The 23645-nt window shown below is 67.9% G+C and carries 18 protein-coding genes; 15 read left to right on the top strand and 3 right to left on the bottom strand.

The window, feature by feature from the left end; translation table 11 throughout:
• The first annotated feature begins 185 nt into the window (after positions 1 to 185).
• The 8 genes from MF270_RS06570 to msrA all read left to right on the top strand — a co-directional run bounded on the left by MF270_RS06570 (position 186) and on the right by msrA (position 10758).
• The gene (locus MF270_RS06570) at positions 186 to 1622 is read left to right on the top strand and encodes an NAD(P)-dependent oxidoreductase (protein WP_238365076.1); all 1437 of its coding nucleotides are present in this window, start codon (positions 186 to 188) and stop codon (positions 1620 to 1622) included.
• A 60-nt stretch (positions 1623 to 1682) separates the two neighbouring features.
• On the top strand, positions 1683 to 2117 hold the full coding sequence (locus MF270_RS06565) for a GFA family protein (RefSeq protein WP_238365075.1): 435 nt from the start codon (positions 1683 to 1685) through the stop codon (positions 2115 to 2117).
• An 80-nt stretch (positions 2118 to 2197) separates the two neighbouring features.
• Positions 2198 to 6736 carry a glutamate synthase large subunit gene (gene gltB, locus MF270_RS06560; RefSeq protein WP_238365074.1) on the top strand — a complete coding sequence of 1513 codons (4539 nt, stop codon included), beginning with the start codon at positions 2198 to 2200 and terminating at the stop codon, positions 6734 to 6736.
• Between the two features lie 288 nt (positions 6737 to 7024).
• On the top strand, positions 7025 to 7765 hold the full coding sequence (gene mtgA / locus MF270_RS06555; RefSeq protein WP_238365073.1) for a monofunctional biosynthetic peptidoglycan transglycosylase: 741 nt from the start codon (positions 7025 to 7027) through the stop codon (positions 7763 to 7765).
• Between the two features lie 106 nt (positions 7766 to 7871).
• On the top strand, positions 7872 to 8537 hold the full coding sequence (gene fzlA, locus MF270_RS06550) for an FtsZ-binding protein FzlA (RefSeq protein WP_238365072.1): 666 nt from the start codon (positions 7872 to 7874) through the stop codon (positions 8535 to 8537).
• 93 nt (positions 8538 to 8630) lie between these two features.
• Positions 8631 to 9716: a tRNA epoxyqueuosine(34) reductase QueG gene (gene queG / locus MF270_RS06545; RefSeq protein ID WP_238365071.1), complete on the top strand. Its 1086-nt coding sequence runs from the start codon at positions 8631 to 8633 to the stop codon at positions 9714 to 9716.
• A gap of 86 nt (positions 9717 to 9802) precedes the next feature.
• Positions 9803 to 10252, top strand: coding sequence for a peptide-methionine (R)-S-oxide reductase MsrB (msrB, locus tag MF270_RS06540; protein WP_238365070.1), 450 nt, complete (start codon positions 9803 to 9805; stop codon positions 10250 to 10252).
• On the top strand, positions 10249 to 10758 hold the full coding sequence (gene msrA, locus MF270_RS06535; protein WP_238365069.1) for a peptide-methionine (S)-S-oxide reductase MsrA: 510 nt from the start codon (positions 10249 to 10251) through the stop codon (positions 10756 to 10758). The genes msrB and msrA overlap by 4 nt, the downstream gene beginning before the upstream one ends.
• A 151-nt stretch (positions 10759 to 10909) precedes the next feature.
• Here the strand turns inward: msrA and MF270_RS06530 are convergent, their stop codons facing one another.
• Positions 10910 to 12988 carry a caspase family protein gene (locus MF270_RS06530; RefSeq protein WP_238365068.1) on the bottom strand — a complete coding sequence of 693 codons (2079 nt, stop codon included), beginning with the start codon at positions 12986 to 12988 and terminating at the stop codon, positions 10910 to 10912.
• On the bottom strand, positions 12988 to 13617 hold the full coding sequence (locus MF270_RS06525; protein WP_238365067.1) for a hypothetical protein: 630 nt from the start codon (positions 13615 to 13617) through the stop codon (positions 12988 to 12990). The genes MF270_RS06530 and MF270_RS06525 overlap by 1 nt, the downstream gene beginning before the upstream one ends.
• A gap of 149 nt (positions 13618 to 13766) precedes the next feature.
• Between MF270_RS06525 and MF270_RS06520 the strand changes: the two genes are divergently transcribed.
• From MF270_RS06520 to MF270_RS06490, 7 genes are all read left to right on the top strand, one after another.
• Complete coding sequence (locus MF270_RS06520) at positions 13767 to 15047, top strand: S1C family serine protease (protein WP_238365066.1); 1281 nt, start codon at positions 13767 to 13769, stop codon at positions 15045 to 15047.
• A gap of 10 nt (positions 15048 to 15057) precedes the next feature.
• Positions 15058 to 15750, top strand: a complete 693-nt coding sequence (locus MF270_RS06515) for a response regulator transcription factor (RefSeq protein ID WP_238365065.1) — start codon at positions 15058 to 15060, stop codon at positions 15748 to 15750.
• On the top strand, positions 15747 to 17063 hold the full coding sequence (locus tag MF270_RS06510) for a sensor histidine kinase (RefSeq protein ID WP_238365064.1): 1317 nt from the start codon (positions 15747 to 15749) through the stop codon (positions 17061 to 17063). The genes MF270_RS06515 and MF270_RS06510 overlap by 4 nt, the downstream gene beginning before the upstream one ends.
• Positions 17064 to 17091: 28 nt before the next feature.
• Positions 17092 to 18549 (top strand): patatin-like phospholipase family protein, encoded by a 1458-nt coding sequence (locus MF270_RS06505; protein ID WP_238365063.1) that lies wholly within the window; start codon positions 17092 to 17094, stop codon positions 18547 to 18549.
• Between the two features lie 72 nt (positions 18550 to 18621).
• Positions 18622 to 20598 (top strand): caspase family protein, encoded by a 1977-nt coding sequence (locus tag MF270_RS06500; RefSeq protein WP_238365062.1) that lies wholly within the window; start codon positions 18622 to 18624, stop codon positions 20596 to 20598.
• 17 nt (positions 20599 to 20615) lie between these two features.
• Positions 20616 to 21662: a serine protease gene (locus MF270_RS06495; protein WP_238365061.1), complete on the top strand. Its 1047-nt coding sequence runs from the start codon at positions 20616 to 20618 to the stop codon at positions 21660 to 21662.
• Between the two features lie 133 nt (positions 21663 to 21795).
• Positions 21796 to 22500 (top strand): hypothetical protein, encoded by a 705-nt coding sequence (locus MF270_RS06490; RefSeq protein ID WP_238365060.1) that lies wholly within the window; start codon positions 21796 to 21798, stop codon positions 22498 to 22500.
• Positions 22501 to 22642: 142 nt separating this feature from the next.
• Here MF270_RS06490 and MF270_RS06485 read toward each other — a convergent pair whose 3' ends face one another.
• The gene (locus MF270_RS06485; RefSeq protein ID WP_238365059.1) at positions 22643 to 23638 is read right to left on the bottom strand and encodes a polyprenyl synthetase family protein; all 996 of its coding nucleotides are present in this window, start codon (positions 23636 to 23638) and stop codon (positions 22643 to 22645) included.
• Between the last annotated feature and the right edge of the window lie 7 nt (positions 23639 to 23645).

The raw sequence follows: 23645 nt of genomic DNA, 5'->3' as shown, positions 1-23645 counted from the left end.
TGCCGCAGCGAGGAAAGACCGGATTTGTGTCCGTTTCGGACCTAAATTCGTGCCTAATTCGCGTTGTGGCTGAGTGTATTTTTGCTAAAGTGGCTTATTAGGTCAGCATAACTGACTTTTCATTCCGGCCGGCCTTGTATAATCACCCTGAAACGCCAAGAATCCGCCTGAGGAGACGCGACCCCATGGCCAAGCAACCGATGCTCAAGTTCGTGACCGTCGAACGGGACATGCCCGACAAGCGCACCGCGGACGAGCGCAAGCAGGACTTCAAGGAAATCTACGCCGAATATGCGGATGCGAAGGCCAAGGAACAGGCCGGGCGCTGTTCGCAATGCGGCGTGCCCTATTGCCAAAGCCATTGCCCGTTGCACAACAACATCCCCGACTGGCTGCGCCTGACCGCCGAGGGCCGGCTGGAAGAGGCCTATGAGGTCAGCCAGGCCACCAATACCTTCCCCGAGATCTGCGGCCGCATCTGTCCGCAGGACCGCCTCTGCGAAGGCAACTGCGTGATCGAGCAATCGGGCCACGGCACCGTCACCATCGGCGCAGTGGAAAAGTACATCACCGACACCGCCTTCGAGGAAGGCTGGGTCAAGCCGATCGCCCCCGCACAGGAACGGACCGAGAGCGTGGGCATCATCGGCGCGGGCCCCGGGGGCCTGGCGGCGGCCGACCGGCTGCGCCGTGCGGGCGTGCAGGTCACCGTCTATGACCGTTACGACCGGGGCGGCGGTCTGCTGACCTACGGCATCCCCGGCTTCAAGCTGGAAAAGGACATCGTGATGCAGCGGGTCCAGCAGCTGGAAGACGGCGGCGTCGACTTCGTGCTGAACTGCGACGTCGGCGACGACATTTCCTTTGACGCCATCCGTGGCAAGCATGACGCCGTCATGATCGCGACGGGCGTCTACAAGGGCCGGGACCTGCCCGGGCCGGGCGCCGGCTCCGAGGGGATCGTGGCCGCGCTGGACTTCCTGACCGCGTCGAACCGCAAGAGCTTTGGCGACGAGGTGGCCGAGTTCGACAATGGCGAGCTGAACGCCAAGGGCAAGCGCGTCGTCGTGATCGGCGGCGGCGATACGGCCATGGACTGCGTGCGCACCTCGATCCGCCAGGGCGCGACCAGCGTCAAATGCCTCTACCGCCGCGACCGGGCCAACATGCCGGGCAGCCAGCGCGAAGTGCAGAACGCCGAGGAAGAGGGCGTGCAGTTCGAATGGCTGACCGCGCCCAAGGGCTTTGTCGGCGACCCGGTCGAAGGCGTGATCGTGCAGCGCATGAAGCTGGGCGCGCCGGATGCCTCGGGCCGCCAGTCGCCCGAGCTGATCGAAGGCTCGGATTACACCGAACCGGCTGAGCTGGTCATCAAGGCGCTGGGCTTCGAGCCCGAGGACCTGCCCAGGCTCTGGGGTGTCGAGGGGCTGGAAGTGACCCGCTGGGGCACCATCCGGGCCGAGTTCGGCACCGGCCGCACCAGCCTCGATGGCGTCTTCGCCGTGGGTGACATCGTGCGCGGCGCCTCGCTGGTCGTCTGGGCGATCCGCGACGGCCGCGACAGCGCCGATGCGATCCTCGAGTACCTCGCCGGCAGCGCCGCCAAGGTCGCCGCCGAGTAAACTGCCCCGGCGCGCCGCGACTGGCGCGCCGCTCCAGCCAGACAGCCAGGGATCGCCCGAATGACCGACAAGACCGGACAATGCATGTGCGGCGCGGTGAGCTTCACCGCCCATGACGTGCCCACCGGCTACGGCGCCTGCCATTGCGAGATGTGCCGCCGCTGGGCCGGCTCGGCCCTGCTGGCCGTGACCGTCAAGGGCGGCTCCGTCACCTGGAAGGGCGACGCGCATATCCGCACGCTGCAAAGCTCGGAATGGGCGGAACGGGCCTGGTGCGGGCGCTGCGGCAGCGGGCTGTGGTATCGCACCACGACCAAGCCGCGCGGCCAGAACGATTACGAGCTGCCCATCGGCCTCTTCGACGACGCCAACGGGTTCGAGCTGAAGCGCGAGATCTTCATCGACCACAAGCCCGACAGCTTTACCCTGGCGGGCGATCACAAGACCCTCACCCGGGACGAGGTGGTCGCGATGTACATGCCCGAGGCCGAGTGAGGCCGCAAAGACTTTTCGCGAGGGCCAAGCCCCGCAACCGTAACAGCGCCGCAGCGGCGGCATCCTGGAGGACCTGAGCCATGACCAACTACGACGCAAACTGGGCCGCCGAAGAAGAGAACCGGCGCAAGTGGATGGCCGAGAACAGCCTGTACCGCGAAGAGGAGGAGCATTCCTCCTGCGGCGTGGGCCTCGTGGTCAGCATCGACGGCAAGGCCAGCCGCAAGGTGGTCGAATCCGGTATCACGGCGCTCAAGGCGATCTGGCATCGCGGCGCGGTGGATGCCGATGGCAAGACCGGCGACGGCGCGGGCATCCACGTGCAGATCCCGGTGCCGTTCTTCTACGACCAGATCAAGCGCACGGGCCACGAGCCGGCGACGGACCGGTTGATCGCCGTGGGCCAGGTCTTTCTGCCGCGCACGGATTTCGGCGCCCAGGAAACCTGCCGGACCATCGTCGAGACCGAAGTCCTGCGCATGGGCTATTACATCTACGGCTGGCGCCACGTGCCGGTGAACATCGACTGCCTCGGTGAAAAGGCCAACGCGACGCGGCCCGAGATCGAGCAGATCATCCTGTCGAACACCAAGGGCGTGGACGAAGAGACCTTCGAGCGCGAGCTTTACGTGATCCGCCGCCGGATCGAGAAGGCCGCCGCCGCCGCCGGGATCAACGGCCTGTACCTGGCGTCGCTGTCGTGCCGGTCGATCATCTACAAGGGCATGATGCTGGCCGAGCAGGTCAGCGAGTTCTACCCCGACCTTCAGGACGAACGGTTCGAGAGCGCCTTCGCGATCTACCACCAGCGCTATTCAACCAACACCTTCCCGCAATGGTGGCTGGCCCAGCCCTTCCGCATGCTTGCCCACAACGGCGAGATCAACACGCTGAAGGGCAACCTGAACTGGATGAAGAGCCACGAGATCCGCATGGCCTCGTCCACGTTCGGCGAGATGGCCGAGGACATCAAGCCGATCGTCCCGGGCGGGTCGTCCGACAGCGCCGCGCTGGACGCAGTGTTCGAGGTGCTCGTGCGGGCGGGCCGCAACGCGCCCATGGCCAAGACCATGCTGGTGCCAGAATCCTGGTCCAAGCAGGCGGTGGAACTGCCGCAGGCCTGGCGCGACATGTATTCCTACTGCAACTCGGTGATGGAGCCCTGGGACGGCCCCGCCGCGCTTGCCATGACCGACGGCCGTTGGGTCTGCGGCGGGCTTGACCGCAACGGTCTGCGCCCGATGCGCTATGTCGTGACCGGCGACGGGTTGCTGATCGCCGGGTCGGAGGCCGGGATGGTCCCCGTGAACGAGGCCACGGTGCGCGAAAAGGGCGCGCTGGGCCCGGGCCAGATGATCGCCGTCGACATGCACGAAGGCCGTCTCTACCACGACGAAGAGATGAAGAACCGTCTCGCCAATGCCCAGCCCTTCGGCGAATGGGTCGGCAAGATCAACGATCTCGACGACGTGCTGGGCGAGCTGGAAGAGGTCCCGCTGTTCGAAGGGGCCGAGCTGCGCCAGCGCCAGATCGCGGCCGGCTACACGGTGGAAGAGCTGGAAAGCATCCTCGCCCCCATGGCCGAGGACGGCAAGGAAAGCATCGCCTCCATGGGCGATGATACGCCCTCGGCCGTTCTGTCGAAAAAGTACCGGCCGCTGTCGCACTTCTTCCGCCAGAACTTCAGCCAGGTGACCAACCCGCCGATCGACTCCCTGCGCGAATACCGCGTCATGTCGCTGAAGACGCGGTTCGGCAACCTCAAGAACGTGCTGGACGAAAGCAGCGCCCAGACCGAGATCCTGGTGCTGGAAAGCCCCTTCATCGGCAATGCGCAGTTCGACAAGCTGATCGAGCAGTTCAACGCCGAGCTGGTGACCATCGACTGCACCTTCCCCGCCGGTGAGCCCGATGGCGCGCTGGGCGAGGCGCTTGAGCGCATCCGCGCCGAGGCCGAGGATGCCGTGCGCTCGGGCGCCGGGCACATCGTGCTGACCGACCAGAACCAGGGCCCGGAGCGGGTTGGCATGCCGATGATCCTGGCCACCAGCGCGGTGCACAGCCACCTGACGCGCAAGGGCCTGCGGACCTTCACCTCGCTCAACGTGCGCTCGGCCGAATGCATCGACCCGCACTACTTTGCCGTGCTGATCGGCGCGGGCGCCACGGTCGTCAACGCCTACCTGGCCGAGGACAGCCTGGCCGACCGCATCCGCCGCGGCCTGATCGATGGCAGCCTGACCCAGGCGGTCAAGAACTACCGCGACGCGGTGGATGCCGGCTTGCTCAAGATCATGGCCAAGATGGGCATCTCGGTCATCTCGTCCTATCGCGGTGGCCTGAACTTCGAGGCCGTGGGCCTTTCCCGCGCCATGTGCGCCGAGTATTTCCCCGGCCTGCTCAGCCGCATCTCGGGGATCGGCCTGCACGGTATCCAGCGCAAGGTCGAAGAGATCCACGCCCAGGGCTTCCTGCGCCAGCAGGACGTGCTGCCCATCGGCGGCTTCTACAAGGCGCGCAAGTCGGGCGAGACCCACGCCTGGGAAGCGCAGACCATGCACATGATGCAGGCGGCCTGTGACCGGGCGTCGTATGAGCTGTGGAAGCAGTACAGTGCGCGGATGCAGGCGAACCCGCCGATCCACCTGCGCGACCTTCTGGCGATCAAGCCGCTGGGCGAGGCGATCCCGCTGGAAGAGGTGGAAAGCATCACCTCGATCCGCAAGCGCTTTGTCACGCCGGGCATGTCGCTGGGCGCGCTCAGCCCCGAGGCGCACAAGACGCTGAACGTCGCAATGAACCGGATCGGCGCCAAGTCCGACAGCGGTGAGGGCGGCGAGGACCCGGCGCACTTCGTGCCCGAGCCCAACGGCGACAACCCTTCGGCCAAGATCAAGCAGGTGGCCTCGGGCCGCTTCGGCGTCACAGCCGAGTACCTGAACCAGTGCGAAGAGCTCGAGATCAAGGTGGCCCAGGGCGCCAAGCCCGGCGAGGGCGGCCAGCTGCCCGGCATGAAGGTCACCGACCTGATCGCCCGTCTGCGCCATTCGACAAAGGGCGTGACGCTGATCTCGCCGCCGCCGCACCACGACATCTACTCGATCGAGGACCTGGCGCAGCTGATCTACGATCTCAAGCAGATCAACCCGCGCTGCAAGGTGACGGTCAAGCTGGTGGCGTCGTCGGGCGTCGGCACGATCGCGGCGGGCGTGGCCAAGGCCAAGGCCGACGTGATCCTGATCTCGGGCCACAACGGCGGCACCGGGGCCTCCCCGGCCACGTCGATCAAGTTCGCCGGCCTGCCCTGGGAAATGGGCCTGACCGAGGCGCACCAGGTGCTGGCGATGAACAAGCTGCGCGATCGGGTGACCCTGCGGACCGACGGCGGGCTGCGCACGGGGCGTGACATCGTCATGGCCGCCATGATGGGCGCCGAGGAATACGGCATCGGCACCGCCGCGCTGATCGCCATGGGCTGCATCATGGTGCGCCAGTGCCAGTCGAACACCTGTCCGGTGGGCGTGTGTACGCAGGACGAGAAGCTGCGCGGCAAGTTCACCGGCAACGCGGACAAGGTGGTGAACCTCATCACCTTCTACGCCAGCGAAGTGCGGGAAATCCTCGCCTCGATCGGTGCCAAGTCGCTGGACGAGGTGATCGGTCGCGCCGACCTGCTGAGCCAGGTCAGCCGTGGCTCGGACCACCTCGACGATCTCGACCTGAACCCGCTGCTGATCTCGGTCGATGGCGCACACAAGATCAAGTACGACCGCAACAAGCCGCGCAACGCGGTGCCGGACACGCTGGACGCCGAGATCGTGCGCGATGCCGCCCGGTTCCTCGAGGACGGCGAAAAGATGCAGCTCAGCTACGCGGTGCAGAACACGCACCGCACCGTGGGCACGCGGACGTCCTCGCACATCGTGCGCAACTTCGGCATGCGCAACGCGCTGCAACCCGACCACCTGCACGTCAAGCTGCAGGGCAACGCGGGCCAGTCGCTGGGCGCCTTCGCTGCGCCGGGTCTCAAGCTGGAAGTCGCGGGCGATGCCAACGACTACGTCGGCAAGGGCCTGTCGGGTGGTCTGATCGTCGTGCGTCCGCTGATGGCGAGCCCCTTGGTCGCGTCCGAGAACACGATCATCGGGAACACGGTGCTGTATGGTGCGACCGACGGGCATCTCTTTGCCGCGGGTCGCGCGGGTGAGCGATTCGCCGTGCGCAACTCCGGCGCGAAGGTGGTGGTCGAAGGCTGCGGCTCGAACGGCTGCGAATACATGACCGGCGGGGTGGCGGTGATCCTTGGATCCATCGGCGCGAACTTCGCCGCGGGCATGACCGGCGGCATGGCCTACCTCTACGATCCCGAGGGTCTGAGTGGCGACATGATCAACCCCGAAACGGTCGTGACGCAGGGCTTCGAGGCCGCGTACTGGGAGGGTCACTGCAAGGCGCTGATCGAGCGGCACGCGGAAGAATCCAACTCTGCCAAGGCTTTGGAGATCCTGCGCAACTGGGAGACCGAGCGGGTCCACTTTGTCCAGGTCATCCCCAAGGAGATGCTGAACAAGCTGCCCATGCCGCTGAGCGACGCGGCCGAGGCGGTCCCGGCCGAGTAAGGGACCATACGGGTTAGACTGGAAAAGGGCGTGCCTCGGCGCGCCCTTTTTTCATTTGCTGAACAAATTCTAAACATTGGACACATCAATGATCAAAGTGTTAAAACCAATGCGGGAGGGCCGAGTCTGCTGCTCGAGTGAGGAGACGAGAGTTGCAGGGTCGGACATGCATCATGGTGGTTTGATGCAATGAAACGGCCGGCGGTGGGGACCGTCGGCCGTATCTATTTCCAGGGACGGGCATCGCAGGATTTGCCTTTCGCTCCGAGGCCGGTAATAGCTTGTGCCATGGCGCGCGCGACAAAGAAGACTTCCAGAACAGCCGACAAGAAACCGGCCCCGCCGCCCCCCCGGCGGGTTCGCCCCGTGCGCTGGCTGCTGCGCTGGACGTTCCGGCTGGCGTTGGCCGTGACGGTGCTGGCCGTGCTGCTCGTGCTCGTTTTCCGCGTGCTGAACCCGCCGACGACCTATTACATGTGGTCCGAAAAGCAGCGCCTCGGCGCGCTCGATCACCGTTGGGTCCCGATCGAAGAGATCGCTCCGGTGATGCAACGTGCGGTCGTGGCGGCCGAGGATGCGAACTTCTGCACCCATTGGGGCATCGACATGGCCGCCCTGCGCAAGGCCATCGAGGAGGGCGGCAACCGTGGCGCCAGCACGATCAGCCAGCAGGTGGTCAAGAACGTCTTTCTCTGGCACGGCCGGTCCTATGTGCGCAAGGTGCTCGAGGCCGGGATCACGCCGCTGATGGAGGCGCTCTGGCCCAAGCGCCGCATCCTCGAGGTCTACCTGAACGTGGCCGAGTTCGACGAGGGCGTCTTTGGCGTCGAGGCGGCGGCGCGGCACTACTTCGGGGTCGGCCCGGGCCAGCTGACGGCGACGCAATCGGCCCGGCTGGCGGCGATCCTGCCGGCCCCCAAGGACAGGTCCGCCTCGAACCCGTCGAATTTCGTCCGCCGGCGCGCGGCACAGATCATCGCCGGGGCCGAGACGATCCGCGTGGACGGCCGCGCGGGCTGCTTCCAATAGGCATCGCCCTGCCGATCCGGCGCGGGGCTTTTCACGGCGGGGAGTTGAACTGCCGCGCAATTCCCGGCATTGACGGGGGACACCTCACCGATTGGATGCACGCCCGATGGCCCGCCTGTACCATGTTCCCCTGTCGCCCTTCTGCCGCAAGGTCCGGCTGAGCCTGGCCGAGAAGCGGATCGAATGCGAACTGGTCGAGGAGCGCTACTGGGAAAAGGACGCCGACTTCCTGCGCCGCAACCCGGCGGCGAAAGTGCCGGTGCTGAAGATCGACGGCAAGACCATGGCCGAAAGCGCCGCCATCTGTGAATGGCTCGAGGAAAAGTACCCCGAACCGTCGCTGATGCCGCAGGGCCATGACGCGCGCTACGAGGTGCGGCGGCTGGTCAGCTGGTTCGACGACAAGTTCCACAACGAAGTGACGTCGAAACTGGTCTACGAGCGGGTCAACAAGAAAGTGATGAAGCAGGGCTTCCCGGACAGCGGCAACGTCAAGTCGGGCGCCAAGGCGATCAAGTATCACCTCGACTACATGGCCTGGTTGCTGGATCATCGCCGCTGGCTGGCCGGTGACGTCATGACGCTCGCCGATTTCGCCGCCGCCGCGCATCTGTCAAGCCTCGACTACATCTCGGACGTGGACTGGAACCGGTCCGAGGTGGTCAAGGACTGGTACGCCAAGATCAAGTCACGCCCGGCCTTCCGGTCGATCCTGGCCGATCAGGTGCCGGGCTTCCCGCCGCCGCCGCATTATGCCGACCTCGATTTCTGAGGCCGGCGTGGGACAGGGGGGCTGTCTGCCCCCCTCTGCCTGCGGCATTCACCCCCCGAAGGTATTTTCGAAACAATGAAGCATGGGCGCCGCGTGCCGGATCTGAAGCATGCCTTGCTGGATCGGGCGCGGGCCGAGGGGTTTGCGCTGGCCCGGGTCTGCGCGCCGGACGCGGTGCCCGAGCTGCCGGGGCGGCTGGGCGCGTTTCTCGAGGCCGGACGCCATGGCAGCATGGACTGGATGGAGCGGCGGGTCGCATGGCGCGGCGATCCGCAGGCGCTCTGGCCCGAGGTGCGGTCGGTGGTGATGCTGGCCGAGATGTACACGCCTGCGCATGATCCGATGGCGGTGCTGGAGCAACCCGATCGCGGGGCGATCAGCGTCTATGCCCAGAACCGCGATTACCACGACGTGGTGAAAAAACGGCTCAAGCGGGTGGGGCGGTGGTTCATGGAGGCGGCCAAGCCGGGTCAGGACCTCGACCGGGTGGGGCTCTTATCTGCGGCGGAGCCGCCGGCGCCGGAAATCAAGGTGTTCGTGGACACCGCGCCCGTGGCCGAAAAGGCGCTGGGCGAAGCGGCGGGGCTGGGCTGGCAAGGCAAGCACACCAACCTGGTCAGCCGCGAACTGGGGAACTGGTTCTTCCTCGGGGCGATTTTCACGACGGTGGAATTGGCGCCGGATGCGCCTGGGCGGGATTCTTGCGGGTCGTGCCGGGCCTGCCTCGACGCCTGTCCGACCGATGCCTTTCCCGCGCCCTACCAGCTGGATGCGCGGCGCTGCATCTCCTACCTGACGATCGAACACGCGGGCCCGGTGGACCCCGCGCTGCGTCCGCTCATGGGCAATCGGATCTACGGCTGCGACGATTGCCTGGCGGCCTGCCCCTGGAACAAGTTCGCCGTCGCGGCCAGCGAGGTGAAATATGCCGCGCGCGAGGATCTGGTGGCGCCGAATCTGGTCGAGTTGGCGAAGCTGGACGATGCGACGTTCCGGGCGCTGTTCAGCGGCTCTCCGATCAAGCGGATCGGGCGGGGGCGCTTTGTGCGCAACGTGCTCTATGCCATCGGCAATTCCGGCAACGCGGCGTTGCGGCCCGTTGCGCAGCGGCTGTGCGACGACCCAGAACCGGTGGTCGCAGATGCGGCGCGCTGGGCGACGCTTCGGCTCGGGGCGTGACGCACGCGCCCGAGAGCGCGGTGAAATATCGCTTTGAAATCCGACACGCGGCCCCATCTAATGGGCATGAGTTACAGGAGGCGCGCATGACCAAGTATGAACGACGCCCCGAGGCCATCGCCGCGCTGGACGAGATCCAGCACTGGGTGACGCAGGAAAGCGGCACCGAGCGGCCGGGCACGGGGCGCTACCTCGACAACAAGGAGCCCGGGATCTACGTCGACATCGTGTCCGGAGAGCCGCTGTTCGCCTCGTCGGACAAGTACGACTCGGGCTGCGGCTGGCCGAGCTTTACCAAGCCGATCGAACCCGCCCATGTGACCGAACTGCGCGATACGACCCACGGAATGATCCGGGTCGAGGTTCGCTCGACCCATGGCGACAGCCATCTTGGCCACGTCTTCCCGGACGGGCCGCTCGACCGGGGCGGGCTGCGCTATTGCATCAACTCGGCCTCGTTGCGGTTCATCCATCGCGACGACATGGAGGCGGAAGGCTACGGGCAATATCTGGATCAAGTGGAGGACGTGGCATGAGCGAACGGGCCGTACTCGCAGGCGGATGTTTCTGGGGCATGCAGGACCTGATCCGCAAAATGGACGGGGTGATCTCGACCCGCGTCGGCTATTCGGGCGGCGACGTGCCGAATGCCACCTACCGCAACCACGGCACCCATGCCGAGGCGATCGAGGTGATCTTCGACCCCGCCCGGATGAGCTACCGGCGGCTCTTGGAGTTCTTCTTCCAGATTCACGATCCGACCACGCCGAACCGGCAGGGGAACGACCGGGGGATGAGCTATCGCTCGGCGATCTACTACGCCTCCGAGGCGCAGCACCAGACCGCGCTCGAGACGATCAAGGACGTGGAGGCCAGCGGCCTCTGGCCCGGCAAGGTCGTGACCGAGGTCGAGCCGATGGGCGATTTCTGGGAGGCCGAGCCCGAGCACCAGGATTACCTGGAGCGGGTGCCGAACGGTTACACCTGCCACTTCCCGCGCGCGGGCTGGGTGCTGCCGGAGCGGGTCAAGGCCGAGGGCTGAACGGTCGCCGCCGTCAGTGGGGGCCAGCCCCCACACCCCCGGAGTTTATTGGCAAGATGAACAAGGGGCGGGTCCGCATGTGGCCCGCCCCTTTCATTATTCTGGAAATACTCCCGCCGGAGGCGGCCGGACCTGTCCACAGGCGATCCGGTCATTCCCCCGGCACCGCGTCGATGTCGTACTGCAGGATCACCGGGGCCGGGCCGCTGTCGTCGTCCAGCGCCACCACGCCGCGGGTGACTGTGCCAAAGCCCGCGGCGCGGAGGGTGGCGTTGAAGCCCGAGCCGTCGCTGCCCGCCCCGCGTGTCACCTCGACCGCGCTTTGGGCAAGGAAGGCGAGGTCCTCGACCGCCGATTGGGGCTGGGCGGGGGTCAGGATGATCACCACGCGGTCGCGGCCGAAGCCCTCGTTCGTGACGCGGAAGAGGCCCTTTTTCAGCGTGTCGCCCGGTTGCAGCCGGCCCGAGTAGAAGTGGCTGATGGAATAATCCGACCCGATGTGCAGCACGTTGGCATCGACCGGGAAATCCTCGTTGTTCCGCGCCAGCACATGGACCTGGTCGTCGGGGATGAGGCGCGGCACGGCGGTCAGGTCGAGGTCCGTCAGTTCGCGCTGTGTGCGCGATCGGGTCTGCAGTTTCAGGTCCACCGACAGGTCCGAGCCGCCGTAGCTGCCGCCGAGTTTCAACAGGTTGATGGCGCGGGCCATCGTCTCGAAATTCTCCTGCATCAGCGCGGCGATCTCGGCGCCGTCCCGGCCTGCGGTGCCGATGGAGGGCGGCTTGCCCGGCGCCTCTGGGTCAAAGAAGCCCGACCCGGGCAGCATCCAGATCGCGTCCGGCCGGTCGCTTTGCGGCATCACGGCCAGGCGGATGTCGGCCTCCGACCCCGCGGGGACAAGGCGCAGGCGGCCGGTCGCCTCGGTTTCCAGCTGGGCCAGCGCGTCCGGCAGGGCCCCGGGCAGGGGGACCGCGGGGTCGGGCAGGGCGACGGTCAGCGTGAAATCCACCCCGTCGGCCAGCTTGCGCGCATAGGTGCCGCGCGGCAGGTCATAGGGGTCGATGGCCGCGAGGCCTGCGTGGTCGATGGGCTCCAACTCGGCCGTGAAGGTGTCGGAAAAGGCCACCTCGACATAGCCCAAGGCGTCGTCTTCGCCCGAGGCGGCGGTGGGCAGGATGGCGAGGATGTCGCCCGCCCCCAGCCCCTGCAGCGCGCCGGCGTTCAGCGTGAGGCCGAAATCGCCCTCGCGCACCGGCCATTGGGTCACGCGGGTGCCGGCCTCGCCGGAAAAGACCACGGCGTCGAGATCGCCTTCGAACATCGGCGTGGACAGCGCGAGGTTCTGCACGGCGTAGCGGCGCAGCACCTCCTGCCCCAGCTGGCGGTAGGTCACACCGGGGTTCTGCGCCAATGTCTCGAAGATCGTGTAGGTGAACACGCCCTGCGCGCGGCGGCCGGGCTGGCCCTTGGGCAGGCGCTTTTCGGGCGTCGTCTCGTTGGTCTGGGCGGCGTAGAAGGCGATGAACCCGCCGGGGGCATCGGCCGCCAGCGCCTCGCCTGCCGGGCTTTGCGGCCGGGCGCGCGGATCGGGCAGGGCGCGGGTCTGGACGGCGTCCATGGCCGCCTCGGGCACGCCAAGCGCCGAGGGGTCGAGCTTGCGCATCCGCACCTCTTCCTCGCCCGAGGGGGCGGCGCGGGTGACGGTGCCGGAATGGCACGAATCGAACACCGCCCAGACCGTCGCGCCGGTGTCGCGCATGGCGGTGATGAGCGTGCCGATCTCGTCGTCGATCAGCGCGTTCTCGACCGTACCGACGGTGTCGTTCCAGGGGCCGATGTCGACCGGCAGGAACATCTCGTCCAGCCCGTCGATCTCGGTCGACGGATCGAGGGCCGGGCCTTGCGTGCCGTGGCCCGAGAAATGCAGGTAGACGAAATCGCCGGGTTGCAGCTGCGCGGTGATCGCCGCGAACCCTGCGCGGATCGCGGCGAGGGTCGGCTTGGTCCCGCCCTCGAGCCCATCGGCCAGCAGCATCACGTTCCCCGCATCGAAAGGCACGGGCGACGTCGTCGTCAGGTACGTCGCCACGAGGTCCACGTCGTTCGCAGGGCCCTTCAGCCAGAACCGTTCCTCGAGGTTGTCATAGGTCGAGGCACCGACCAGCAGGGCATAATTCTCGGCCAGGGCAGGAGAGGCCAGCCCGAGCGACAGGAGAGCCGCGCGCCACATCAGTTCGTCATCATCGAGTAGCGGGCCGAGGACCCGGACGCATTCGTCACCTTGATCGAAAATCCCCCGGTGCTGCGCGGCCGCCAGCCGCAATAAGCGATGGCCGAGGCATCGGTGTCCGAGCAGACCAGCCGGTTCTGCGCGTCGTAGACATGCAGGTTCATGTCCTGGCTGCCGCTGGCCTCGACGTAGATCTCGGCGTATTTTCCGCCCTCGAAGGGCACGCCGTTGTAGCTGTCGGTGCCTTTCGCCCGCAGGTTGGCGATGTTGTAGACGGGGCCGTTGACCACGCCCTTGGTGCCTTCGGTCGCGGCGTCCTCGATGAGGCCGAGCATCAGGTCATCTCCCGCCGCCAGGTCGCGTGCCGTGTCCAGCATGGCGGCGAAGTCGAGCGGGGCGCCGTCGGCCGCCTCTCCGTCTTCGGGCGCGCGGTTCGAGGCTTGCAGCGCCAGCGACTTGCGCAGCTTGGCGGCGGCGAGGACCAGCAGCGGGTCCTTCGTCGCGACACCGGCATCGTAGACGAGGCGCGAGGATTCGGCCATCTTCAGCGGCGGGGCCTCCTGCGCGCCGGCGGCCGTGCCGAGGCTCGCGGCCATCACCAGCGCCAGCGTAATCTTGCGTGCGAACATCCGGGCTCCTCCCGTTTCAAATCTGATCCGAGGTTAGCCGCAAGACCGCGGCCCTGCCAACAGGGCGCATTTCGATGACGGGATATTTCACTTAAACCCCGGCCGCTTGGCGGCGTAGGATCAGCGGGAAATTGGAACGGACTTTCCTGATGCGACTCATTTCGTTTGTCATTTTCCTGCTGCTGCCCCTCGCGGCCACGGCGCAGACCGGGCTGGAACGCGCGCTGGCGTTGACACTGGTGGTGCGCAGCGCGGATGCCGAGGAACGGTTCCTTGGCTCGGCCTTCTTCTACGGCGATGGCCGGGTGCTGACCAATGCCCACGTCGTGGGCCAGGCGCGCACGGTCTTGCTCGAGGGGCCGGACGGCCGGGTGATCCCCGGCGCGGTGATCGCGGTGGACGAGTCGCGGGACCTTGCGCTGGTGCAGGCGACAAGCCCGGAGGGCCTGACCCCCGGACCGCAGCCCGTGCTGGGCCAGCGCGTCTATGCGATCGGCGCGCCGATGGAGGCAGGCTTCACCCTTACCGACGGCATCGTCAGCCATCCCGGCCGGCAGGTCGATCCGCAGCAGCCCGTGCTTTACCTGCAGCATTCGGCGCCGGTGAACCCCGGCAGTTCGGGCGGGCCGCTGGTCGATGCCGAGGGGCGGCTCATGGGCATCAACACGCGGATCGCGGATGGCTCGCGGTTCTTTTTCGGCATCGCCTATGCCGTGCCGCTGGCCGATATCGCTGCCTTCCTGGCCGAGGCCGAGGCGCAGGCGATCCCTGCGCCACCCGCGCTGGGCCTGCATTTGCGCGCACTTGGCCCCAAGATCCGCGCCGCGCTGGGATACGCGGCGGGCGGCGTCCTGGTCGATCACGTCGAGGCCGGCAAGCTGGCCGGGGCGGCGGGCATGGCCCCCGGCGACATCCTTGTCTCTCTCGGCGGCTTGCCCGTCACCCGCCCCGGCGACGTGGCACTGGCACTGGCGCAGGTGCAGCGCGGCGCGGCCCCGGCCGAGGTGACGCTGTGGCGCGACGGACGGGCCAAGACCCTGCCGCTCGACCTTGGCCGCGCGGCCGAGACGCCAGTCAGCCCCATGGCTCCGGCCGAGGTGGCGCGCAAGGAGAGCTATACCTTGCGCGAGATGGGCCTCGTCCTGGATGCGGCTGGCGTGATTGACCTGCCCGAAGCGGCCGAAGAAGCGACGGCCTTTTTCGCCGGTCTGCGCAGCGGCGACCGGGTGCTGCGGATCGACGGTGCGCCGCTGACGCCGCCCGTGCTGGCCGAAGCGCAGGCGCGGGCCTTCCGCGCCCCGGTGCTGCTCTTGGTGAAACTTTCCGACGGGTCCACGCGTCATTACCTATTGGATCCCTGGGATGCGGGCGGATTGCGCCCGTCCAGCCACGCCAACGTGCTGGACCAGGATATTGTCATATTCGATTGAGGAGGAGGGAATGGAGCGTGAACGCATATTGGTGGTCGAGGACGACGCGGAGATGGGCCGCGCCATGTCCCAGGCCTGCGATGAACTGGGCTTTGAGCCCGTCTGGATGCGCAGCTATACCGACGCGCTGAAGGCGGCCGAGCTGTCGGATTACGCCATGGCGATCCTCGACCGGATGCTGCCCGATGGCGATGCCATCGACGCGCTGGCGGGGCTGCGCGCCAGCGGGCGGATCGGCGGCATCCTTATCGTCAGCGCGCTGGCCCATGCCGGCCACCGGGTCGAGGGGCTGGAGCGCGGGGCCGACGATTACCTGCCCAAGCCCTTCGCCCCCGAGGAATTGCGCGCGCGGATCAAGGCCATGGTCCGGCGCAGCGCGCCCCAGGGCGGCAACGATTACCTTGTCTTCGGCAAGCTCGAGATCCGGGTCAAGGCGCGCACCGTGCATTACGACCGCGCGCATATCCCGCTCAGCCCCAAGGAGTTCGAATTGCTGCTCTATTTCGCCACGCACCCCGGCGTGCCGATCGGCCGGATGGAGCTGCTGGAGAAGGTCTGGAACCTGCATTTCGACCCGCAGACCAACGTGGTGGATGTCCATGTGGGGCGGCTCAGGCGCAAGCTCGACAGCGCCTGTGACGAAAGCTTCATCCACACCGAACGCGGCGCGGGCTACCTCTTTGGCCCGAGGGAGGGCGGGTGATCCTGCGCCGGTTCCTCGGCACGGCGCTGGTGGCGCTGGTGCCGGTGGCGCTGGCACTGGTCGGTGTGATCGTGGTGCAGGACCAGCTGCGGATGCGGCTGATGGACGAGGCGCAGGCGCGCCTTGCGGCCGAGGTTGAAAACGTCGCCGCCCTTTACGAACAGCGCCGCATCATCGCAGTGCGGCAGGCGATGGAGTACCGTTCGGCCAACGGCGGGAACGGGGCGATCTACCTGCTGCTGGACCGGGACGGCGCCGTGCTGGGCGGCAACCTGGCGGCCTGGCCCGAGGGGCTGGCGCCGGGCCCTGCCAGCCGGATCACGCTGGATGGCCGCCCCTACCTGGCCCAGGCGCAGGAGCTGCGCGGCGGCTTTCCCATGGCTGTCGGCGTCAGCCTGGCCCCGATGGAGGGGACGCTGACCGCCATGTGGCGCGTCTTTGTCGTCTTCGGCGCGGTCATGCTGGCCGCCGGGCTGGCCGGGGCCGCGCTGGTGGCGCTGCGGGCCCAGGGCAGGGTGCGCGGCATGAACCGCAGGCTCGACGCGGTGGGCGCGGGCGAGATGGCGCTGCGCCTGCCCGAGGGGCGGGACGACTACGGCACGCTGGCGCGGCACATCAACGCCATGCTGGACCGGATCGGCCATCTCTTCGGCGCGCATCGCCGGCTGGGCGACGCGGTCGCGCACGAGATGCGCACGCCGCTTGCCCGCATCCGCACGCAGCTCGACGCGCTGGACGTGGACGAGGCGCAGCGCGCCCGGCTCGACGAAGAGATCCGCGGCGCGATCCGGCTTTTCGACGCGCTGCTGTCCATCGCCGCCGTCGACGCCGAAACCGGCAATCGGGCCGGGCTGAAACCGCTCGACCTCAGCGCGGTCTGCACCGGGATCGTCGAGCTCTACCAGCCGGTGGCCGAGGACGACGGCCGGCACCTCACCGCCGACATCGCGCCCGGGCTTGAGATCCTGGGCGACGGCCAACTGATGTCGCAGCTGGTGTCGAATCTCGTTGAGAACGGGCTGAAATACACCCGCCCCGGCGACACGGTGCGGGTCGATCTGCGGGCGCAGGGCAGCCGAATCGCGCTGCGGGTCAGCGACGACGGGCCGGGGATCGAGGCGGCGCTAAAAGCCGACCTGTTCGAGCCCTTCACCCGTGGCGCCGGCGCTGCGGACCGCCCCGGCCACGGCCTTGGCCTGTCGCTGGTGCGCGCCATCGCCCTGCGCCACGGCGCCAAGCTGCACCTGCCCGAGGTGAAGAAAGGGTTTGCAATAGAGCTGATCTGCCTGCAATTTCAGGCACAAGAGCCTTGACGCCAGGGAATTCGGAGGGACGCGGGGCATGGGCAGTTTCAAGACATTCGTCATCGGTGCGCTGCTGGCGCTGGCCGGATGCGGCGCGTGGAACCAGCCGCTGAACACGCCGCTCGGCCCGGGTGAGGCGCCGGACGAGCAGCCCTTCGGCACCGGGACGGTGGCGGACGAAGAGCTGTTCATCGGCCTCGCCTTTTCCGGGGGCGGCACGCGCGCCTCGTCCTTTTCCTACGGCATGCTGAAGGCGCTGCGCGACGCCACGCGCAGCGCCCAGAACCCGGACGGGCTGCTGCAGTCAGTGCGGCTGGTCACGGGCGTGTCGGGCGGGTCGGTCACGGCCGCCTATTACGGGCTGCACGGTCCGCGCGGCCTTGACCGCTACCGCGACGATTACCTCGTGCAGAACGCCGAAAAGTACATGTCGACCGCGATCTGGAACCCGGTGACGCTGGTGCGCGGCATCTCGGGCGGGGCCAATTCGCGCGCCACCTTCGCGCGGTTCCTTGACGAGTCGATCCTGCAGGGCGCCACCTTCCGCGACCTCTGGGCGCGCGGCCATGCCACCACCTGGATCAACGCGGCGGACGTGGCCAACAACACGCCGTTCCTCTTCAGCCAGGAGACGTTCGACGCGCTCTGTTCGAACCTCGCCGACCTGCCGGTCAGCGAGGCGGTGGCCGCCAGCGCCGCCTTTCCGCTGGTCTTCAGCCCCATCGTGCTGAAGGCCCACACGGACAATTGCGACTATACGGAACCGGATTGGCTGACCGCTGCCCGTTTCAACCCCGAGGCCACGTCGGCCATGCGCGCCTATGGCGCCACCCTGGAAAGCTACCGCGACCCGGAAAAGGTCAAGTTCGTGAAACTGCTCGACGGCGGCATCACCGACAATTTTGGCACCACGGGGCTGGCGATGGAGCGGGCCAAGTCGCAGACCCCCTTCGGGCCTCTGACCGATGCCCAGGCGGTCAAGCTGAAACGCATGCTGTTCCTCGTGTCCAACGCCGCCGTGCAAAGCGACTACAGCTGGAGCCAGAAGGTCGGCGGCCCGGGCGGGGTGCAGATGGGCATGGCGATCGCCAACTCGTCCATGGGCTCGGCCTCTCGCGTGGGCTACGACGTGCTGCGGCTGACCCTCGACCAGTACGCCGAGGACCTGGTGGAGTGGCGCTGTTCGCTGCCCGCCGCTCGCGTGCGCGCGCTGCGAGGCACGACGCGGGGCTGGGATTGCAAGGACCTCAAGCTTTTCGTCGGGCAGATCAATTTCACCGCCCTCGATGCCGAAGAACAGGCCGAGCTGAACGCCGTGCCGACCCGCCTGCGGCTGGACACGGAACTGGTCGACAAGGTGATCGACGCGGGCTACGCGGCGACCCAGCTCAACCCCGATTTCAACGGGTTCCTGCTGGCCATCGACGCGCGTCAGCGCCCCGGCGGCGCGCGGCCGATCCAGCCCTCGGCGCGGCGGATCGCGCCAAGCAATTGACGGCATGAAAAGCGCCGTCATGCAGCCAAGATGACATTGCCCCCGGGGGGCAAAAACCGCATGGTCCCGCTCATGTGGATCACGCGTCTTCTCTCGGCTTCGTGCCTCGCGCTTGCCGCCGCCTCGGCCTGGGCCGAGACGCGGGCGGTGTTGATCGGTGTCAGCGATTACGTCAACCTCGACGCCGATCTCGCGGGCCCCGCAAACGACGTGCGGCTGATGGCCGACATGCTGGCCCGGCGCGGGGTGACCGACGTGACCCTGCTGGCCGAAGGGCCGGGCGCCATCCCCCCGGACCGCGCCGCGATCCTGTCGGCGCTTGATGCCGCAGTCGCCGCCAGCGAGGCGGGCGACACGCTGGTCATCTATTTCTCTGGCCACGGCAGCCAGGCTCCCGACATGGATGGCGACGAACAGGGCGGCTATGACGAGATCTTCCTGCCCCGCGATGCCGGCCACTGGAACGGCGCGCTGGGCGCGGTCGAGAACGCGATTCTCGACGACGAATTCGGCGCCGTCGCCCGGGCCGCGCTGGGCCGGGGCGTGCAGGTGATCGCGATCCTCGACGCCTGCCATTCCGCCACCGGCTTCCGCGCGCTGGACGATGGCGACGGGCGGGCGCGCTATCTCGACCCCGAGACGCTCGAGATCCCCGAGGCGACCGCCGTGGCCGGGACGCCTGCGCCGCCGCTCGAGGGCGATTTCGTCTTCCTCTACGCCGCGCAGTCGGACCAGCGGGCCTTTGAATACCCGGTGGACGGGGAATGGTACGGCGATTTCACCCGCACGCTGGTCAACGTTCTTGACACCTCTCCGGGCCTCAGCTGGCGACAGGCGGTCGCGGCGGCGTCGACCCGCATCCGCGCCCGGTCGGGCCAGCCGGCCCAGACCCCGGATGTCGAGGGCACGCTGGCCGATGCCGCAGCCTTTGGCGATGCGCAGGCCCAGGCCGGCTATCCCATCGACGGCACGGTGCTGAGCGCGGGCGCCCTGCACGATATCACCCCCGGCAGCCTGCTCGAGGTCTTCGCGGACCCCACGGGCGCGGCGCTGGGCCGCATCGAGGTGACCGAGGTGCGCCCGACCACGTCCGACGTGCGCTATGTCGGCACGCCCCCGGCCCTGCGCGTGACCGAAGCGCGCCTGTTGCGCCGTGCCCCCGACACCGACGTCCGCGTCACCCTGACCGAGGGCGCCGCCCGCGCGCTGGAACGGCTGATCCCCGACGGCCCGCGCATGCTGGCCGAGGCGTCCGACGTGCCCGTCGTGCCCTCGGCCCCGCATGGCGTCGTCTGGGCCGGCGACAGTTTCGCGCTGGTCGGCCCCGACCGGGTGCTCGACCCGATGGGGCCCGGCAGCTCGCCCCGGCTGGCCTGGCCGGCCGAGACGCCGGACCTCGTCTCGGCCTTGGCCATCGCGCTGGACGGGGCGGCCGCTCGCATAAGGCTCGACAAGATCCTGGCGCAGGTGACCCCGGCCGGTGGGGCCATGGGCTTTGCGCTGCTGGGCGGCGGCCCGCAGGTCGGTTTCACGCTGCAACCGGCCGAGGCCCGCGGCCGCCAATGCGCCGATCCCACGACCGGGCCGCGCGATGTCGGCGCCACGGCCGAAGCCAGCCATTGCGACCGGCTGGGCGTCACCATCGCCAACACCGGCAGCCGGCCGCAGGACGTGACGCTGCTTTATGTCGATGCCACCGGGCGGATCGACATGATCTGGCCGACGCAGGGCCTGTCGAACCGCATCCCCAGCGGCGAGACGCGCGATCTGCACTTCGGCCTGCGCAATGACGCCCGCCCGGGCATCTACGCGCGCGAGACGCTCTACGTGCTCAGCCTGCCGGCCGAGCCGGGCGATCCGCGCGCCGTCTTCTCGGCGCTCGCCGATGGCCAGTCTCGGGGCAATGCCACCCCGGCCGAGGCCTGGCTGGGCGCCCTCGTGCGGGGCGAGACGACCCGCGGATTTTCGCTGTCGCCCCGGGGGGGCGCGGCGCTGGCGGTAGACCGGCTCGACCTGGTCATCGCCCCATTTGAAACCAAGCGGAATTGACCAACGGAGAAGACGCGATGAAACACCTGACTGCGGCCGTCCTGGCCGCTTGCTTTGCCGGCCCGCTGGCCGCGCAGGACCTGACCCTGCCCGAGGTCGCGCCCGAGGCGGCCTCTCCCTTCGCCTTCGTCCAGTCCGACGGCCGGGCCGAACGCGACGCCGCCGCGGCGCAGGACGAAAGCGGCAGCCGCGTGATCGGCGGGACCGAGGCCGCGCCCGGTGCCTGGCCCTGGCAGGTCGCCTTCCTGATCAAGGCCGCGCCCGTGGGCATCGACGCGCAATTCTGCGGCGGCTCGATGGTGCTAGACCAATGGGTGCTGACGGCCGCCCATTGCATCCACATGAAGGACCCCAACGGCGTCTACCGCGACCTTAACCCCGACGCGATCGCGGTCTTCGTCGGCGGCAACGAGATCGCCGAGGGCGCCGGCGACGTCGTCCCGGTCGAGGCGATCTACCGCCACCCCGCCTATGTCGGCGAGGAATTCGACAACGACATCGCCCTGGTGAAACTGGCCCGCGCCCCGCAGGCGCCCTACCAGACGATCCAGGTGCCGGATGCGCAGTTCGGCGACATGCTTGACCAGCCCGGCGTGACCACGGTCGTGACCGGCTGGGGCCTGATCGAGGGCGCGCAACGCAGCGCCAAGATGCGCGAGGCCGAGATCCAGATGATGTCGCGCGACATGTGCAACCAGATGATGCTCGAGGCGCGCGCCAAGACCGCCGCGCAGGGCATCGGCCTCGCCGCCCAGGCCTTCGGCCTTGAAGAGCCCGAGGCGCAGCTGGTCTGGCAGGAACTGATCAAGCACGTCCGCCCGCCGATGTCGGAAAACATGCTGTGTTCGGGCACGTTCGAGGGCGGCAAGACCTCGTGCAACGGCGACAGCGGCGGCCCGCTGGTCGTCCCGCTCGAGGGCGGGCAATACATCCAGGCCGGGGTGGTCAGCTGGGGCATGTCCTCGCAATCGGGCAAGAGCTGCAAGGAGGACGCGCTGTTCTCGGCCTATACCCGGATCTCGAATTACATCGACTGGTTGAACGGCGTCGTCAATTCCAACTGACGCCCGCGCGGCGCGGCCCCGTCGCCGCGCCGCAGCATTTCGTGACGGGATTTGTCAGGAAAAAACAGTGGATTACGGCCCAGTGAGGTGCCATCCTCGGGCCATCGAAACCCTCAAGCAAAGAGGCCCATCCATGACCCCCAAATCCTTTCTCAAGGCGGCGCTCTGCGCCACGGCCCTGACCGCGCTGGCCCCCCTCGCAATGGCCCAGGACAAGAGCGGCGAGAACGCGCTGCCCACGGCCGAGGCCGATGGCGGCGCCGTCGAACAGGCCGCCATGGCGCAGGACCTCTTTGCCTATGCCCAGGCCAACAAGAACGCCCTTGCCGCCCTCTCGGCCGCGCAGATCATGATGTCCTTGACCATCGAGGACGTGGAGCGCGAGAAGGAAACGCAGGACAACGAAGGCGAGGCCGTCGCTGAGGAAGGCGAGGGCACCGACATGCCGATCGAGGCCGCCGACATGCTGGCCGCCGCCAAGGACTACGCCGCCGGTGACGAGGCCCTCATGGGCATCATCGAGGACGTCGAGGCCGAAGGCGCCCGTGGCCGCATTGGCGGCGCCTCGCGCACCCTGTCGCGCCTGCGCGCCGGCAAGACCGACATCTTCAAGGAGGCCTTCTACGGCGGCCGCCTGGCCGAACTCGCCATCATCGGCGACGGCGACGCGGATCTCGACCTGGTGGTCACGGACGAGAACGGCAATGTCATCTGCCTCGACCGCAGCTATTCGGACAAGCTCTACTGCTCCTGGACGCCCGCCTGGGACGGCTATTTCTATGTCGCGGTCAAGAACCAGGGCCGCATCCGCAACAGCTACTACATCCTGACGAACTGAAGCACGGACCGGGCCTTCGGGCCCGATCCCTTCTTCATCTTGCCAATAAACTCCGGGGGTCCGGGGGCTGGCCCCCGGGTTGCCGGGCTCGCGACACCTCAAGAACACCGATGTAGGGTGGGCATCCTGCCCACCACCCCGCTCAGGTCAGCCGCGCGACCACGTAATCGGCGAGATCCGTCAGCATGTCCTTCACGGGATGCTCGGGCAGCACGTCCAGCGCCGCCTTGGCCTTGGCCGCCCAGTCCAGCGCCTCGCCCCGCGTCGCCTCGAGCGCGCCATGGGCGTTCAGCAGCCGCAGCGCCTCCTCGAGGTCGCCCTCGCCCTGCTTGCCCTTCTCGATCACCCGCACCCAGAAGGCGCGTTCGGTCGCGTCGGCCTTTGCCACCGCCTTGATCAGCGGCAGCGTCAGTTTCCGCTCGCGGAAGTCGTCGCCGATGTTCTTGCCGGTGGCGTCTCCGCCCCAGTAATCCAGCAGGTCGTCGACCATCTGGAAGGCAATCCCCAGCGCGTCGCCATAGTCATACAGCGCCTTGATCTGCGCCTCGGGCACCCCGGCGATCACGCCGCCGACCTCTGTCGCGGCCGAGAACAGCGCCGCCGTCTTGCCCCGTACCACCTGCAGGTAGATCTCTTCGGTCGTCGACAGGTCCTGCGCGGCGGTCAGCTGCAACACCTCGCCTTCGGCGATGGTCGCGGCGGCGTTCGACAGGATGTCGAGCACGCGCAGATCGCCCGGTTCGACCATCAGCTGGAAGGCGCGGGCAAAGAGGTAATCGCCCACAAGAACGCTCGACTTGTTGTCCCACAGAAGGTTCGCCGTCGGCCGCCCGCGACGCTGGGCGCTTTCGTCCACCACATCGTCATGCAGCAGCGTGGCAGTGTGGATGAACTCGACCGTCGCGGCCAGCTTGACGTCATCCTCGCCGCCGTAGCCACACAGGTCCGCCGCCGCCAGCGTCAGCATCGGCCGCAACCGCTTGCCGCCGGCCTCGACCAAGTGCGCGGTCACCTCGGGGATGCGCGGGGCGTGGCGCGAGGCCATCCGCTGCCGGATCAGCGCGTTGACCGCGTCCATCTTGGGCGCAAGCCGCGTCGCCAGCCGCTCGTGCGGCTTGACCGCACTGTCCCTCACCATCGTGTCA

It is taken from the genome of Mesobacterium pallidum (assembly GCF_019966535.1).
GTDB classification, from domain to species: Bacteria; Pseudomonadota; Alphaproteobacteria; order Rhodobacterales; family Rhodobacteraceae; genus Mesobacterium; species Mesobacterium pallidum.
This window is presented reverse-complemented; position numbering and strand designations above follow the sequence as displayed.

Coding starts and splice junctions, on each gene's coding strand:
- MF270_RS06570 (WP_238365076.1), top strand. CDS start 186: ATGGCCAAGCAACCGATGCTCAAGTTCGTGACCGTCGAACGGGACATG.
- MF270_RS06565 (WP_238365075.1), top strand. CDS start 1,683: ATGACCGACAAGACCGGACAATGCATGTGCGGCGCGGTGAGCTTCACC.
- gltB (WP_238365074.1), top strand. CDS start 2,198: ATGACCAACTACGACGCAAACTGGGCCGCCGAAGAAGAGAACCGGCGC.
- mtgA (WP_238365073.1), top strand. CDS start 7,025: ATGGCGCGCGCGACAAAGAAGACTTCCAGAACAGCCGACAAGAAACCG.
- fzlA (WP_238365072.1), top strand. CDS start 7,872: ATGGCCCGCCTGTACCATGTTCCCCTGTCGCCCTTCTGCCGCAAGGTC.
- msrB (WP_238365070.1), top strand. CDS start 9,803: ATGACCAAGTATGAACGACGCCCCGAGGCCATCGCCGCGCTGGACGAG.
- msrA (WP_238365069.1), top strand. CDS start 10,249: ATGAGCGAACGGGCCGTACTCGCAGGCGGATGTTTCTGGGGCATGCAG.
- MF270_RS06530 (WP_238365068.1), bottom strand. CDS start 12,988: ATGTGGCGCGCGGCTCTCCTGTCGCTCGGGCTGGCCTCTCCTGCCCTG.
- MF270_RS06525 (WP_238365067.1), bottom strand. CDS start 13,617: ATGTTCGCACGCAAGATTACGCTGGCGCTGGTGATGGCCGCGAGCCTC.
- MF270_RS06520 (WP_238365066.1), top strand. CDS start 13,767: ATGCGACTCATTTCGTTTGTCATTTTCCTGCTGCTGCCCCTCGCGGCC.
- MF270_RS06515 (WP_238365065.1), top strand. CDS start 15,058: ATGGAGCGTGAACGCATATTGGTGGTCGAGGACGACGCGGAGATGGGC.
- MF270_RS06505 (WP_238365063.1), top strand. CDS start 17,092: ATGGGCAGTTTCAAGACATTCGTCATCGGTGCGCTGCTGGCGCTGGCC.
- MF270_RS06500 (WP_238365062.1), top strand. CDS start 18,622: ATGTGGATCACGCGTCTTCTCTCGGCTTCGTGCCTCGCGCTTGCCGCC.
- MF270_RS06495 (WP_238365061.1), top strand. CDS start 20,616: ATGAAACACCTGACTGCGGCCGTCCTGGCCGCTTGCTTTGCCGGCCCG.
- MF270_RS06490 (WP_238365060.1), top strand. CDS start 21,796: ATGACCCCCAAATCCTTTCTCAAGGCGGCGCTCTGCGCCACGGCCCTG.
- MF270_RS06485 (WP_238365059.1), bottom strand. CDS start 23,638: ATGGTGAGGGACAGTGCGGTCAAGCCGCACGAGCGGCTGGCGACGCGG.